This is a genomic window from Bradyrhizobium sp. USDA 327 (assembly GCF_041262065.1).
GTDB classification, from domain to species: domain Bacteria; phylum Pseudomonadota; class Alphaproteobacteria; order Rhizobiales; family Xanthobacteraceae; genus Bradyrhizobium; species Bradyrhizobium liaoningense.
In genome coordinates this window covers 3,911,077-3,926,013 of the sequence record NZ_JBGCCW010000001.1, presented here as the reverse complement: position 1 = coordinate 3,926,013, position 14,937 = coordinate 3,911,077, and the positions used below count along the sequence as shown (strand labels likewise).

Here is a 14,937-nt window from a genome sequence, read left to right as displayed (position 1 = left end):
GTGATACATGGCAAAGAAAGTGACCGGATACCTGAAGCTTCAGGTCCCGGCCGGCGCGGCGAATCCTTCGCCCCCGATCGGTCCCGCGCTCGGTCAGCGCGGTCTCAACATCATGGAGTTCTGCAAGGCGTTCAACGCCCAGACCCAGAAGGAAGAGAAGAACACCCCGATTCCCGTCGTGATCACGATCTACGCCGATCGTTCGTTCACGTTCGAGATGAAGACCCCCCCGATGTCCTTCTTCCTCAAGCAGGCCGCCAAGATCCAGTCCGGCTCGAAGGCGCCGGGCCGCGACAAGGCCGGCAAGGTGACCAAGGCGCAGGTGCGCGAGATCGCCGAGAAGAAGATGAAGGACTTGAATTGCGACACCATCGAATCGGCCATGAAGATGGTCGAGGGCTCTGCCCGTTCGATGGGTCTGGAAGTTGCGGGGTAAGCGGTCATGGCAATCGGAAAGCGTTTGAACAAAGCCCGCGAAGGCATTGATCGCGAAAAGCTTTACCCGCTCGCGGACGCCATCAAGATGGTCAAGGAGCGCGCGAAGGCGAAGTTCGACGAGACCATCGAGGTCGCGATCAATCTCGGTGTCGATCCGCGTCACGCAGACCAGATGGTTCGCGGCGTCGTGACCCTGCCGAACGGCACTGGCCGTACGCTCCGCGTCGGCGTGTTCGCCCGGGGCGCCAAGGCTGACGAGGCCAAGGCGGCCGGTGCTGACGTCGTCGGCGCCGAGGACCTGGTCGAGAAGGTGCAGAACGGCTCGATCGATTTCGACCGCTGCATCGCCACCCCCGACATGATGCCGCTGGTCGGCCGGTTGGGTAAGGTGCTCGGCCCGCGCGGCCTGATGCCGAACCCGAAGATCGGCACCGTGACCATGGACGTCACCGGCGCGGTGAAGGGTGCCAAGGGCGGCTCGGTCGAGTTCCGCGTCGAGAAGGCCGGCATCCTGCAGGCCGGCGTCGGCAAGGCCTCGTTCTCCGAGGAGAAGCTGGTCGAGAACATCAAGACCCTGGCCGATGCCGTCTCCAAGGCGAAGCCGGCTGGTTCCAAGGGTACCTACATCCAGCGCGTTGCGGTGTCCTCGACCATGGGCCCGGGCGTGAAGGTCGAGCCGGGCACCATTCTCGGCTAAGGTTTGGAAATTGCATGAGGCGAGGGGCGGAATTGGGCAACCGATTCCGCCCCTCGTCGTTTGTGGCGGCGCTCTCCGGAAGCAAGAACAATGGCTGACAAGGTCCTGATCTACTCGCGCTTTCCGAAAACGATGATGGCGCGTTTCGCCGAGCGGTTCGAACTGCTCGACACCGCTGGCAAGCCCGCGCACGAGGTTTTTCCGGCGGACGAGCTCAGGGGTATCCGCGCGATGCTGACTGCGGGCGGGACCCCGCTCGGCGCGGAGGCGATGGATCTGTTTCCAAAGCTCGGCGCCATCATCTGCTACGGCACCGGTTATGACGGTGTCGATCTGAAGGCAGCCGCCGCGCGCAACATCGCCGTCGGCCACAGCCCGGGCGCCAATGCGGCCTCGGTCGCCGATATTGCAATGACCCTGATGCTCGCGGCGACGCGGCGCCTGCTGGTCGCCGACCACTATGTCCGTAGTGGCGACTGGGCGGCGTCAAAACAGTCGCCAATGATGCGGCCTCAGGCCGGCATGCCCGGCCGCCGCATCGGCGTCTACGGCATGGGCGAGATCGGCCGCAAGATCGCCGTGCGCTGCGCGGCTTTCGAGAGCGAGGTCGGCTATTTCAGCCGCACCAGATACGATCTGCCCTATCGATATTTTCCCTCTCTGGAGGCGCTGGCCGACTGGTGCAGCGTCCTGATGATCGCGGTCCGGGCAGGGGCAGAAACCCAGCATGTCGTCAATGCCGATATCCTTCGGCGACTCGGCGCGGACGGCTATGTCGTCAACATCTCCCGCGGCTCTGTCATCGACGAGAAAGCCCTGGTCGCGGCGCTCACCGACAAGACCATCGCCGGCGCTGGCCTCGACGTCTTTGAGACGGAACCGCACGCCCCCGCTGCGCTGACGGCGCTGCCGAACGTGGTCTTCGCCCCGCATATCGGCGGCCACACCCTGGAATCGCACGTTGCCATGCAGAATTGCGTCCTGGGCAACCTGACCGCGTTCTTCGAGGGCAAACCGCTCCCTTACGCGGTCAAATCGTCATGAATCGGGCCTTGTCAGCCGAGATCAAGCCTGGCCGGCAATCGATTGGAACTGGTGTGAATTTTGCTCTTGGCAAGCAGGCAGAGAGCGGTTAAAGAACCGCCTCCGGACGTGCCGGCCTCGGCTGGCGCGTTCGTGCACGCATTCCGAAAACCTGACACGACAGGAGATCATTCCTTTTCAGGACGTCCGCAAGGATTTGCCCGAAAAGGAAGGAAAACCCGTCGGTGGGTGGGATGCGGGCAGAGGTCGGACGGTTCGCCGGCTGGCCTCGTCCTGTCCAAGACTGCAGGCGCCTGCGGGAAATTTCGATTTCTCAACGGCTTAATCGCATGGCCTGCATAGACGGGTGAAGACCGGATTTCACTTCGCGCCCAGCGTTAACGGTTGGGTTCGCGAAACGGGTCTGGTTCGGACCTCGACACGCCGTGGGCCTCCAAGGGGGCTCCCGGAGGGCAGGCTTTGAATTGTCGTCTTGCCCGGCGTGTCCGATGGGTTTTTGGCCCGGAGGTTCAGGTTCGGGCGGGACGATGGGTGCAACCCGGCGGTCCCGCTTCTCGCGATGACCGCCAACCGGAGAGAGCTTGCTGTGGAACGAGCGGCAAAAAAAGAGGCGGTCGAACAGCTCAACGAGGTCTTCAAGACCACGAGCGTCGCGATCGTTGCTCAATATTCCGGCCTCACCGTCGCCCAGATGCAGAAGCTGCGCCAGCAGATGAAGCAGGCGGGTGCCTCGGTGAAGGTCTCGAAGAACCGTCTCGCCAAAATTGCTCTTGAAGGCACTGACGTCGTTGCCATCGGCCCCATGCTGAAGGGGCCGACCGTGATCGCAACTTCCAACGATCCGGTAGCGGCGCCAAAGGTCGCCATCGAATTTGCCAAGGCGAACGAAAAGTTCGTCATCGTTGGCGGGTCGATGGGCAAGACCGTCCTGAATGTCGACGGCGTGAAGGCGCTTGCCTCGCTGCCGTCGCTTGACGAACTGCGCGGCAAGATCGTCGGCCTCATCGTGGCCCCGGCGACCAAGCTGGCCCAGCTCGCCAACGCGCCCGCGGGCAAGCTCGCGCGCGTCATCCAGGCTCATGCCTCAAAGGGCGAAGCGGCCTGACGCCCTTCGCAAAACTCAAACCCGAACCAGACTTACACTCAAGGAAACTGAACAATGGCTGACTTGCAGAAGATCGTTGACGACCTCTCGAGCCTCACCGTGCTCGAAGCTGCCGAACTGGCGAAGCTCCTCGAAGAGAAGTGGGGCGTTTCGGCCGCCGCGGCTGTCGCCGTGGCCGGCCCGGCTGCTGGTGGCGCCGCTGCCGCTCCGGCGGAAGAGAAGACCGAGTTCACGGTCGTTCTCGCCAGCGCCGGCGACAAGAAGATCGAGGTCATCAAGGAAGTCCGCGCCATCACCGGTCTCGGCCTGAAGGAAGCAAAGGACCTCGTCGAGGGTGCTCCGAAGCCGCTGAAGGAAGGCGTGAACAAGGAAGAGGCCGACAAGATCAAGGCCCAGCTCGAGAAGGCTGGCGCCAAGGTCGAGCTCAAGTAAGCAACGCTTGCTGGCGGGATCCCGGCCGCGCATCGGCGAGGTCCGGGATCCCGGTCCGCTCCTCAAGGGGGTGGACCAGATGCAAAAGGCGTGCGACGGAACGTCCCGACGCAGGCCGAACACGAAAAAGTGTGGGGATTTGAGGGTTTACCCCTCGAATCTGCACTATTGTCGCCCCATATCGGGTCGGCAGCACGAAAGCGCGGTGGGCAGGGATGCCGGATTTCCCTGTAAGCCGTTGGGAGAGCAGGCTATTTCGGGCTTTTGCAGTCCGTGAAGACGATCGTTGTGACGGGCGGGTGCGCTCTTGCGCCCCGCGCGTCGTTTTGCGTTTTGAAGGTCTGAAGAACAGATTCAGGACATTCAAGCCTGAAGCTGCGTCTCTGGCCCCCAAGGCGGGTTCGAAAATTCAACCCGGAGAGCGGTGGCAGCCGCGTTCCGGACGGCGCGCCCAGAGCGGGCGACGAAAATGAGAGGCCACGATGGCGCAGCAGACATTCACCGGTCGCAAACGTGTTCGCAAGTTCTTCGGACACATCAAGGAAGTCGCCGAGATGCCGAACCTCATCGAGGTTCAGAAGGCGTCCTATGACCAGTTCCTGATGGTCGACGAACCCCCGGGCGGCCGTCTCGACGAGGGTCTGCAGGCGGTGTTCCGCTCGGTGTTTCCGATCTCCGACTTTTCGGGCACCTCGATGCTGGAATTCGTCCGCTACGAGTTCGAGCAGCCTAAATACGACGTCGACGAGTGCCGCCAGCGCGGCATGACCTTCGCTGCACCTCTCAAGGTGACGCTGCGCCTCATCGTGTTCGATATCGACGAGGAAACCGGCGCGAAGTCGGTGAAGGACATCAAGGAGCAGGACGTCTACATGGGCGACATCCCGCTCATGACGATGAACGGCACCTTCATCGTCAACGGCACCGAGCGCGTCATCGTCTCGCAGATGCACCGGTCGCCCGGCGTGTTCTTCGACCACGACAAGGGCAAGACCCATTCCTCGGGCAAGCTGCTGTTCGCCGCCCGCGTCATCCCGTATCGCGGCTCCTGGCTCGACATCGAGTTCGACGCCAAGGACATCGTCTATGCGCGTATCGACCGTCGCCGCAAGATTCCGGTGACGTCGCTGATGTTCGCCCTCGGCCTCGACGGCGAGGCGATCCTGTCCACGTTCTACAAGAAGATTCTCTACAAGCGGACCAAGGAAGGCTGGCGCGTTCCGTTCGACGCCAACCGTTTCCGCGGCTACTCGACCGTCAACGACCTTATCGACGCCGACACCGGCAAGGTCGTGCTCGAGGCCGGCAAGAAGCTCACCGTCCGCGCCGCCCGCCAGCTCCAGGAGAAGGGGCTGAAGGCGCTGCGCATGGCCGACGAGGAGCTGGTCGGCAACTACGTCGCCGAGGATCTCGTCAACCCGAAGACCGGTGAAATCCACGCCGAGGCCGGTGAGGAAATCACCGACAAGCTGATGAAGGCGCTCAACGAGCAGGGCTACAAGGAGCTGCCGCTGCTCGACATCGACCACGTCAATGTCGGCCCTTACATCCGCAACACGCTGTCGGCCGACAAGAACATGACGCGTGAGGATGCGCTGTTCGACATCTACCGCGTGATGCGTCCGGGCGAGCCGCCGACGCTGGAATCGGCGCAGGCCATGTTCCAGTCGCTGTTCTTCGACGCCGAACGCTACGACCTGTCCGCGGTCGGCCGCGTCAAGATGAACATGCGCCTCGACCTCGATGCGCCCGACACCCAGCGCACGCTGCGCAAGGAGGACATCCTCTCCGTCATCAAGACGCTGGTGGATCTGCGCGACGGCAAGGGCGAGATCGACGACATCGACCATCTCGGCAACCGCCGTGTGCGTTCGGTCGGCGAACTCATGGAGAACCAGTACCGCATCGGCCTCTTGCGCATGGAGCGCGCGATCAAGGAGCGCATGTCCTCGGTCGATATCGACACGGTCATGCCGCAGGACCTGATCAACGCCAAGCCGGCGGCCGCCGCCGTGCGCGAGTTCTTCGGTTCCTCGCAGCTCTCGCAGTTCATGGACCAGACCAACCCGCTGTCAGAGATCACCCACAAGCGCCGTCTGTCGGCGCTCGGACCGGGCGGTCTGACCCGCGAGCGCGCCGGCTTCGAGGTGCGCGACGTGCATCCGACGCATTACGGCCGCATCTGCCCGATCGAGACGCCGGAAGGTCCGAACATCGGCCTGATCAACTCGCTCGCGACCTTCGCGCGCGTGAACAAGTACGGCTTCGTCGAGACGCCGTACCGCAAGGTCAAGGACGGCCGCGTTACCGACGAGGTGGTGTACCTGTCGGCGATGGAAGAAGGGCGCTATTCGGTGGCCCAGGCCAACGTGCCGGTCGACGCCAAGGGGCGCTTTACCGAAGACCTGGTGGTCTGCCGCTCGAGCGGGACCCGCGACGTCGTGCCGATGACGCCCGACAAGGTCGACTACATGGACGTGTCGCCGAAGCAGCTCGTTTCGGTCGCCGCGGCGCTGATCCCGTTCCTCGAGAACGACGACGCCAACCGCGCGCTGATGGGCTCGAACATGCAGCGCCAGGCGGTGCCGCTGGTTCGCGCCGAGGCGCCGTTCGTCGGCACCGGCATGGAGGGCGTCGTTGCTCGTGACTCGGGCGCTGCGATCGCGGCGCGCCGTTCGGGCGTGATCGACCAGATCGATGCGACCCGCGTCGTCATCCGCGCGACGGAAGATCTCGATCCGACCAAGTCGGGTGTCGATATCTACCGTCTCATGAAGTACCAGCGCTCGAACCAGTCGACCTGCATCAACCAGCGTCCGCTGGTGAAGGTCGGTGACATCGTCAAGAAGGGCGACATCATCGCTGACGGTCCGTCGACCGATCTCGGCGAGCTCGCGCTCGGCCGCAACGTGCTGGTCGCGTTCATGCCGTGGAACGGCTACAACTTCGAAGACTCGATCCTGCTGTCCGAGCGGATCGTGAAGGAAGACGTCTTCACCTCGATCCATATCGAGGAGTTCGAGGTGATGGCCCGCGACACCAAGCTCGGACCTGAGGAAATCACCCGCGACATTCCGAACGTCTCGGAAGAAGCGCTGAAGAACCTCGACGAAGCCGGTATCGTCTACATCGGTGCCGAAGTGCGCGCCGGTGACATCCTGGTCGGCAAGATCACGCCGAAGGGCGAAAGCCCGATGACGCCGGAAGAGAAGCTCCTGCGCGCCATCTTCGGCGAGAAGGCCTCCGACGTCCGCGATACCTCGCTGCGCGTTCCCCCGGGCGTGCAGGGCACGATCGTGGAAGTGCGCGTGTTCAACCGTCACGGCGTCGACAAGGACGAGCGTGCGCTGGCGATCGAGCGGGAAGAGATCGAGCGCCTTGCCAAGGACCGCGACGACGAGCAGGCGATCCTGGACCGCAACGTCTACAACCGGCTCGCCGAGCTCCTCGAGGGGCGGCAGGGCATTGCGGGTCCGAAAGGCTTCAAGAAGGACACCAAGATCACCCGTGCGGTGCTCGAGGAGTACCCGAAGTCGCAGTGGTGGCTGTTCGCTTCGCCGAACGACAAGCTGATGGCCGAAATCGAGGCCATGCGGAAGCAGTACGACGAGTCGAAGAAGGGGCTGGAACAGCGCTTCCTCGACAAGGTCGAGAAGCTTCAGCGCGGCGACGAATTGCCGCCCGGCGTGATGAAGATGGTCAAGGTCTTCGTCGCGGTGAAGCGCAAGATCCAGCCCGGCGACAAGATGGCCGGCCGCCACGGCAACAAGGGCGTGGTGTCGAAGATCGTGCCGATCGAGGACATGCCGTTCCTCGAAGACGGCACGCATGCCGACATCGTGCTCAATCCGCTGGGCGTGCCCTCGCGCATGAACGTCGGACAGATCCTCGAGACCCATCTCGGCTGGGCCTGCGCCGGCCTCGGCAAGCGTATCGGCCAGACGGTCGATGCGTACCTGTCGAAGCAGGATATCAAGCCGCTGAAGGAAACCTTGAAGAAGGTCTACGGCGAGGACGAGACGATCAAGTCGCTCAACGACAACGAGCTGCTCGAACTCGGCCATAACCTCAGCCGCGGCGTGCCGATCGCGACGCCGGTGTTCGACGGTGCCAAGGAAGCCGACATCGAGGAGATGCTGAAGCTTGCCGGTCTCGACGCTTCGGGTCAGTCGACCGTCTATGACGGCCGCACCGGCGATCCGTTCGATCGCAAGGTGACGGTTGGCTACATCTACATGCTCAAGCTGCACCATCTGGTCGACGACAAGATCCATGCGCGTTCGATCGGTCCGTACTCGCTCGTCACCCAGCAGCCGCTGGGCGGCAAGGCTCAGTTCGGCGGCCAGCGCTTCGGCGAAATGGAGGTGTGGGCGCTCGAGGCTTACGGCGCGGCGTACACGCTCCAGGAGATGCTGACGGTGAAGTCGGACGACGTCGCCGGCCGTACCAAGGTGTACGAGGCGATCGTGCGTGGCGACGACACGTTCGAGGCCGGTATTCCGGAATCGTTCAACGTGCTGGTCAAGGAAATGCGCTCGCTCGGCCTCAACGTCGATCTGCACAACTCCAAGATGGGACCGGCGCCGACGTCGGAAGCGGCCGAGTAATTCGACCTTTCATGCCCGGCCTTCGCGGCCGGGCATCGGCGCCTTTCCCGAGGCCTTGAGGGCAGGGCGCCTCGTTGAATGATTTTCGAATTTGCGGCCGGAGGCGACCGGCACGCGAGGAGAAGACGATGAACCAAGAAATTATGAATCTCTTCAATCCGACGACGCCGGCTCAGGTCTTCGACCAGATCCGGATCTCGATCGCGTCCCCAGAGAAGATTCTGTCCTGGTCCTACGGCGAGATCAAGAAGCCGGAGACCATCAACTACCGGACCTTCAAGCCCGAGCGCGACGGCCTGTTCTGCGCCCGCATCTTCGGGCCGATCAAGGACTACGAGTGCTTGTGCGGCAAGTACAAGCGCATGAAGTATAAGGGCATCATCTGCGAGAAGTGCTCGGTCGAGGTCACGCTGTCGCGCGTCCGGCGCGAGCGCATGGGCCATATCGAGCTCGCAGCTCCCGTCGCCCACATCTGGTTCCTGAAGTCGCTGCCTTCGCGCATCGGCCTCTTGCTCGACATGACGCTGAAGGATCTCGAGCGGATCCTCTACTTCGAATATTACGTCGTGCTGGAGCCGGGCCTCACCGCGCTGAAGGACCGTCAGCTGCTGTCGGAAGACGAGTATCTGAAGGCGCAGGACGAGTACGGCCAGGATTCCTTCACCGCCATGATCGGCGCCGAAGCGATCCGCGAGCTGCTCAAGGGCATGGACCTCGAGAAGCTCGAGGCTACCCTGCGTGTCGAGATGCAGGAGACCGACTCCGACATCAAGCACAAGAAGCTCGCCAAGCGCCTGAAGATCGTGGAAGCGTTCCGCCACTCCGGCAACAAGCCGGAATGGATGATCATGACCGTGGTCCCGGTGATTCCACCGGACCTGCGTCCGCTGGTGCCGCTCGACGGCGGCCGCTTCGCGACCTCCGACCTCAACGACCTCTACCGCCGCGTCATCAACCGCAACAATCGCTTGAAGCGGCTGATGGAGCTGCGCGCGCCCGACATCATCATCCGCAACGAAAAGCGCATGCTTCAGGAGGCCGTCGACGCGCTGTTCGACAACGGCCGCCGCGGCCGCGTCATCACGGGCGCCAACAAGCGCCCGCTTAAGTCGCTCGCCGACATGCTCAAGGGCAAGCAGGGCCGCTTCCGTCAGAACCTGCTCGGCAAGCGCGTCGACTATTCGGGTCGTTCGGTGATCGTGGTCGGTCCCGAACTGCGCCTGCATCAGTGCGGCCTGCCGAAGAAGATGGCGCTCGAGCTGTTCAAGCCGTTCATCTATTCGCGGCTTGACGCCAAGGGCCTGTCCACAACCGTGAAGCAGGCGAAGAAGCTGGTCGAGAAGGAGCGGCCCGAGGTCTGGGACATCCTGGACGAGGTGATCCGCGAGCATCCGGTGCTGCTCAACCGCGCGCCGACGCTGCATCGCCTCGGCATCCAGGCGTTCGAGCCCGTGCTGATCGAGGGCAAGGCGATCCAGCTCCACCCGCTGGTCTGCTCCGCGTTCAATGCCGACTTCGACGGCGACCAGATGGCCGTGCACGTTCCGCTGTCGCTCGAAGCGCAGCTGGAAGCGCGCGTCCTGATGATGTCGACCAACAACATCCTGCATCCGGCGAACGGCCAGCCGATCATCGTGCCGTCGCAGGACATCGTGCTCGGTCTGTACTACGTCTCGATCATGCGCGAAGGTCTGCCCGGCGAGGGCAAGGTGTTCGGCGACATGGCCGAGCTCGAGCACGCGCTGCACGCGAAGGTCATCCACCTCCACACCAAGATCAAGTACCGGTGGGAGGGCATGGACGAGACCGGCAAGGTCTCCAGGCGCTGGATCGAGACCACCGCCGGCCGCGTCATGCTCGGCAACCTGCTGCCGAAGAACCCGCGGATCTCGTACGAGATCATCAACAAGCTGATGACCAAGCGCGAGATCTCCGGTGTCATCGACCAGGTCTACCGCCACTGCGGCCAGAAGGAGACGGTGATCTTCTGCGACCGCATCATGGCGCTCGGCTTCTACAACGCGTTCAAGGCCGGCATCTCGTTCGGCAAGGACGACATGGTCGTGCCGCACGGCAAGTGGAAGATCGTCGACACCACCCGTACGCTGGCGAAGGATTTCGAGCAGCAGTACAACGACGGTCTGATCACCCATGGCGAGAAGTACAACAAGGTCGTCGACGCCTGGTCGAAGGCCACGGAAGAAATCGCCAAGGCGATGATGAAGGAGATCTCCGCCACCAAGAAGACGGCGAGCGGAGCCGACGCCGACATCAACTCGATCTACATGATGGCTCACTCCGGTGCCCGCGGTTCGCCGGCCCAGATGCGCCAGCTCGCCGGCATGCGCGGCCTGATGGCCAAGCCGTCGGGCGAGATCATCGAGACGCCGATCATCTCGAACTTCAAGGAAGGCCTCTCGGTGCTCGAGTACTTCAACTCGACCCACGGCGCCCGCAAGGGCCTCGCGGACACCGCGTTGAAGACCGCGAACTCCGGCTACCTGACGCGTCGTCTCGTCGACGTGGCGCAGGACTGCATCATCACGCAGAGCGACTGCGGCACCAAGCTCGGCATCAAGATGCGCGCCATCGTCGATGCCGGCACCGTGGTCGCCTCGCTCGGCTCGCGTATCCTCGGACGCACGGCCTGCGAAGACGTGCGTGACAGCTCGGGCAAGGTGATCATCAAGCGCGATACGCTGATGGAAGAGAGCCATCTGGAGGCCATTCAGCAGGGTGGCGTGCAGGAGGTGAAGATCCGCTCGGCACTGACCTGCGAGCTCGTCAACGGCATCTGCGGCAAGTGCTACGGCCGCGACCTCGCCCGCGGCACGCCGGTCAACCACGGCGAAGCAGTCGGCGTCATCGCGGCGCAGTCGATCGGCGAGCCGGGTACCCAGCTCACCATGCGCACCTTCCACATCGGCGGTGCGGCGCAGCTCAACGAGCAGTCGTTCGTCGAAGCCAATTTCGACGGCAAGATCGTGATCAGGAACAAGGCCATCGCCCGCAACAGCGAAGGCCACCTGATCGCGATGGTGCGCAACATGGTCGTCGCGATCGTCGATGCCGACGGCACCGAGCGTGCGACGCACCGTATCCAGTACGGTTCGCGCCTGCATGTCGACGAGGGCGACATGGTCAAGCGCGGCCAGCGCATCGTCGAGTGGGATCCCTACACCCGGCCGCTGCTCACCGAAGTCGAAGGCACCATCGGTTTCGAGGATCTGGTCGAGGGGCAGTCGATCTCGGAAACGCTCGACGAAGCCACCGGTATCGCCAAGCGCGTGGTCATCGACTGGCGCTCGACGCGCGGCGGCGCGGACCTGCGTCCGGCCATCGTGGTGAAGGGCAAGGACGGCAAGGTGCTCAAGCTCGCCCGTGGCGGCGATGCCCGCTACATGCTGTCGGTCGATGCCATTCTCTCGGTCGACATCGGTGCCAAGGTACAGCCGGGCGACATCCTCGCCCGTGTCTCGACCGAAAGCGCCAAGACGCGTGACATCACCGGCGGTCTGCCGCGGGTGGCGGAACTGTTCGAGGCGCGGCGCCCGAAGGATGCGGCGATCATCGCCGAAATCGCGGGCACCATCCGGTTCGGGCGCGACTACAAGAACAAGCGCCGCATCTCGATCGAGCCGATGGACAAGACCGACGAGCCGCGCGAGTACCTGATCCCGAAGGGCAAGCACATCCACCTTCAGGACGGCGACGTCGTCGAAAAGGGCGACTTCATCGTGGAGGGAAATCCGGCGCCGCACGACATCCTAGCGGTGAAGGGCATCGAGGAACTCGCGGCCTATCTGGTCAACGAGATCCAGGAGGTCTACCGGCTGCAGGGCGTGCTCATCAACGACAAGCACATCGAGGTGATTGTCCGTCAGATGCTCCAGAAGGTGGAAATCACCGATCAGGGCGATACGGACATGATCTCCGGCGAGCAGGTCGACAAGATCGAGTTCGACGCGCTGAACGCGAAGGCCAAGGAAGAGGGCAAGAAGCCCGCCACGGGAACGCCGGTTCTGCTCGGCATCACCAAGGCGAGCCTCCAGACCCGGTCCTTCTTCTCTGCGGCATCGTTCCAGGAGACCACACGCGTCCTCACCGAGGCGGCGGTCAACGGCAAGATCGATCCGCTCGAGGGCCTCAAGGAGAACGTCATCGTCGGCCGGCTGATCCCGGCGGGCACCGGCGCCTCCATGGCCAAGATCCGCGAAGTCGCCATGAAGCGCGACAAGCTGATCCTGGACGAGCGCGAAAAGCAGACGGCCGTCGTGTCGCCGGCACCGGAAGCTGAGCTTCCTGCGCTGCCGCCTGCGGAATGATCGTTCATCCGTAGGAATACCGAGGACAATGAAAAGGCCGGCTTTTGCCGGCCTTTTTGCTGCTTTCTTTGCTTGCTGCGATGCAGGATCAGCCTTTGTTCATCTTTCCTTCAGCCGTAAAAGCGCTTCTGCTAGGAGAGTTTGGACCGGTGGTCCCGTGATGGGGGGCAGCGCCGGAGGACCACGGAACTCACATGCTTGATCTCGCAATCGTAGGCGGCGGCCCCGGCGGGCTGATGAGCGCCTGGTATCTGAAGCGTAAGCTCGGCGATCTCTGCCGCGTCACCATCTACGAGGCCTCCGACCGGCTGGGCGGCAAGATCGTCACGCGCAAATTCGATTCGGCGCCCGCGATGTACGAGGCCGGCGTTGCCGAGATCTACGACTACTCGATGACGGGGCCGGACCCGCTGCGCGAGCTGATCCAGCATTTCGGCCTCCAGACCATTCCGATGGACGCCGAGCAGGTACATTTCGGCGGCGAGCTCCTCAATGACGTGCCCGGCATGCGCCGCAAATACGGCGCCAAGACCGCGGCCGCGATCGAGGCATTCCGCGAGCGCTGCACCGAGATGTTGTCGCCGGTCGAATATTACGAGGGCGTCGGCGCGCACGACAACGAGAATCCCTGGGCTTACAAGACCGCCGAGCAGGTGCTCGACGAGGAGGTCGAGGACGAGACGGCAAAGCGTTTCTTCAAGGTGATGGCCCGCTCCGACATCGCGACCGAGAGCCACAACACCAACGGTCTCAACGCGCTCAAGAACTATCTGATGGACGTCGACGGCTATATCGGCCTCTATTCCATCCAGAACGGCAACGAGCAGCTGATCGAGTGCCTGCAGTCGGAGGTCAATGCCGACATCCAGCTCAATCACCGCGTGCTCACCGTCGGCAAGGCGCCGACCGGCCGCTATCAGCTCAAGATGATGAACGGCAAGGGACCGGAGACGCGCGACTTCGATCTCGTCCTGGTCTGCCTGCCGCATTCCTGGCTGGCCACCCTGAGCTGGGAGGGCGAGCAGCTGCGCAAGTCGATGGTCAAGCACGTTGCCTATTTCGACCGCCCCGCGCACTATCTGCGCGTCTCGATCCTGTTCGACGAGCCATTCTGGGGCGAGAAGATTCCGGGCGCCTGGTTCATGTCGGAGGCTTTCGGCGGCTGCTGCGTCTACAACGAGGGCGCGCGCCACGACGTCGGCAAGCATGGCGTTCTGAACTGGCTCATTCCCGGCTCCGACGCGCTGGCTTTCGCCAATCTGTCGGATCAGGAGCTGATCGATGCCGCCCTGAAATCGCTGCCGACTTCTCTCGGCGATGCGCGTTTGCATTTCATGGAAGGCAAGATCCACCGCTGGCTGTCGTCGGTGAACGCGATTCCGGGCGGCTTGCCCGTGCGCGACGTGATGACCAACCACCGGCCCGAGCCGAAGGAGCATCCCGGCATCGTGGTAGTCGGCGACTATCTGTTCGACTCGACGCTGAACGGCCTGCTCGATTCTTCGGATGCGGCGACCGACATCATCCTGACCGAGATGATGCGCCTGCGCCGCGAACGCGCACAGGACGACAAGCCGCTGTCGGACAAGATCGATCGCGACTATTTCGAGAATTATCGCGGCCTCGGTCCCTACCACGAGGCGTGGCGGCACTTCACCGACCCCGATTACCTCAGCAGGCTGATCGGGATCGTCTGGGGCAAGGCAACGGGCGCCAAGCTGCTGGTCGCGGGGTCCGCCAGCGGTGAGCTGGTCGGCGCGCTGCGCGATCGCGGCATCGATGCATGGGGAATCGAGAACAACCGCGCCATCCACGCCAAGACGCCGAAAGCGCTGAAGAAGTACAACAAGCTCGGCTCGATCACCGACATGCCATTCAAGGACGGCACGTTCGACTTCGTGTTCGAGACCAGCCTCTGCCACGTTTCCCCGAAGCAGGTGGCCCGTGCGATCCGCGAGCTCAACCGCGTGGTCAAGACCGGCCTCGTGTTCGGCTCGGTCACCTCGGACATGGCGCCGGCCCTGATCGACCGCTACGACCTGCTGCGCGGGGTCAAGAAGCTCGGCACCTGGTGGGAATGGTCCGAACTGTTCTTCGGCAACGGCTTCGACCTGTCGATGCACCGCAAGGATTGCACCGATGCGCTCTGGGAGGCGACGCTCGCCGCCAACAAGGGGCCGGGGCAGTGGTACGCCGACGCCGACAGCTTGCGCTATTCCTTCTTCGACAAGGTCGAGGACGAGGACTAGCCGCGGGGCGCGGATCGAATCGGCCAATTGTTTTGCCGAA

At 63.3% G+C, this 14,937-nt stretch carries 8 protein-coding genes; all 8 read left to right on the top strand.

The annotated features are described in order from the left end of the window. Positions 1–7 precede the first annotated feature (7 nt). The 8 genes from rplK (at position 8) to ABIA42_RS18245 (ending at position 14,897) form a co-directional block, all read left to right on the top strand. Entirely contained in the window at positions 8–436 is a 429-nt protein-coding gene (gene rplK / locus ABIA42_RS18280; protein WP_008136439.1) for a 50S ribosomal protein L11, read from the top strand. A 6-nt stretch (positions 437–442) separates the two neighbouring features. Then, complete coding sequence (rplA, locus tag ABIA42_RS18275) at positions 443–1,135, top strand: 50S ribosomal protein L1 (protein WP_370122673.1); 693 nt, start codon at positions 443–445, stop codon at positions 1,133–1,135. A 90-nt stretch (positions 1,136–1,225) separates the two neighbouring features. After that, complete coding sequence (locus ABIA42_RS18270; RefSeq protein WP_370122676.1) at positions 1,226–2,179, top strand: 2-hydroxyacid dehydrogenase; 954 nt, start codon at positions 1,226–1,228, stop codon at positions 2,177–2,179. A 586-nt stretch (positions 2,180–2,765) separates the two neighbouring features. Then, on the top strand, positions 2,766–3,284 hold the full coding sequence (gene rplJ / locus ABIA42_RS18265) for a 50S ribosomal protein L10 (RefSeq protein WP_036041495.1): 519 nt from the start codon (positions 2,766–2,768) through the stop codon (positions 3,282–3,284). Between the two features lie 54 nt (positions 3,285–3,338). Continuing rightward, complete coding sequence (rplL, locus tag ABIA42_RS18260) at positions 3,339–3,716, top strand: 50S ribosomal protein L7/L12 (RefSeq protein ID WP_024342440.1); 378 nt, start codon at positions 3,339–3,341, stop codon at positions 3,714–3,716. Positions 3,717–4,198: 482 nt separating this feature from the next. After that, the gene (rpoB, locus tag ABIA42_RS18255) at positions 4,199–8,323 is read left to right on the top strand and encodes a DNA-directed RNA polymerase subunit beta (protein ID WP_027574048.1); all 4,125 of its coding nucleotides are present in this window, start codon (positions 4,199–4,201) and stop codon (positions 8,321–8,323) included. 128 nt (positions 8,324–8,451) lie between these two features. Continuing rightward, complete coding sequence (rpoC, locus tag ABIA42_RS18250) at positions 8,452–12,648, top strand: DNA-directed RNA polymerase subunit beta' (protein ID WP_028177961.1); 4,197 nt, start codon at positions 8,452–8,454, stop codon at positions 12,646–12,648. 194 nt (positions 12,649–12,842) lie between these two features. Further along, the gene (locus ABIA42_RS18245) at positions 12,843–14,897 is read left to right on the top strand and encodes an FAD-dependent oxidoreductase (protein WP_370122680.1); all 2,055 of its coding nucleotides are present in this window, start codon (positions 12,843–12,845) and stop codon (positions 14,895–14,897) included. The last annotated feature ends 40 nt before the right edge of the window (positions 14,898–14,937 follow it).

Coding starts and splice junctions, on each gene's coding strand:
- rplK (WP_008136439.1), top strand. CDS start 8: ATGGCAAAGAAAGTGACCGGATACCTGAAGCTTCAGGTCCCGGCCGGC.
- rplA (WP_370122673.1), top strand. CDS start 443: ATGGCAATCGGAAAGCGTTTGAACAAAGCCCGCGAAGGCATTGATCGC.
- ABIA42_RS18270 (WP_370122676.1), top strand. CDS start 1,226: ATGGCTGACAAGGTCCTGATCTACTCGCGCTTTCCGAAAACGATGATG.
- rplL (WP_024342440.1), top strand. CDS start 3,339: ATGGCTGACTTGCAGAAGATCGTTGACGACCTCTCGAGCCTCACCGTG.
- rpoB (WP_027574048.1), top strand. CDS start 4,199: ATGGCGCAGCAGACATTCACCGGTCGCAAACGTGTTCGCAAGTTCTTC.
- rpoC (WP_028177961.1), top strand. CDS start 8,452: ATGAACCAAGAAATTATGAATCTCTTCAATCCGACGACGCCGGCTCAG.
- ABIA42_RS18245 (WP_370122680.1), top strand. CDS start 12,843: ATGCTTGATCTCGCAATCGTAGGCGGCGGCCCCGGCGGGCTGATGAGC.